We start from the raw sequence: 574 nt of genomic DNA, 5'->3' as shown, positions 1-574 counted from the left end.
TCAGGTTCAGTGTCTCGTGCTGGCGCACGGCCCCTTCGCCGAACATAGCCCGTACGTTGAGCACGCCGAGTCCGCGCACTTCCAAAAAGTCCCGCAGCAACGCTGGACAGCTGCCCTCCAGTACCTCGGGCGCAATGCGCGCGAGCTCCGGGGCATCGTCGGCGATGAGCCGATGACCGCGGGCGATCATCTCCAGCGCCAGCTCGCTCTTGCCGACGCCGGCATCGCCGGTGAGCAGCACCCCCAGCCCGAGCACTTCCAGCAGCACCCCATGCACCGTCGTGCGCTCGGCCAGCGCATGGGTCAGAAAGTACTGCAAACGGTCGACGATCTCCGCATCGCGGGCCGCAGAGCCGAGCAGCGGCGTGCCCGTGCGCTCCGCGTAGGCGAAGAACACGGGGTCCGGGGTGATGTCCGAGGCGAAGATCACCGCCGCCGGCCGCGCCGAAAACAGCCGCTCGATGGTCTCATCGTAAGCGGGCTTACTGAGATCCGAAAGATGCAGCATCTCCGCCTCACCGAGCACCTGCAGGCGGTTCGGGTGAATGCAGTTGAGCGAGCCCACGAGACAGGC

Annotated in this window: 1 pseudogene; it reads right to left on the bottom strand. The window is 66.7% G+C overall.

From position 1 onward, the window contains the following. Positions 1-574 (bottom strand): annotated as a pseudogene (locus CKO41_RS18355) (HPr(Ser) kinase/phosphatase); the annotation flags it as partial.

It is taken from the genome of Thiococcus pfennigii, from assembly GCF_016583835.1.
Lineage (GTDB): Bacteria > Pseudomonadota > Gammaproteobacteria > Chromatiales > Chromatiaceae > Thiococcus > Thiococcus pfennigii.
This window is presented reverse-complemented; position numbering and strand designations above follow the sequence as displayed.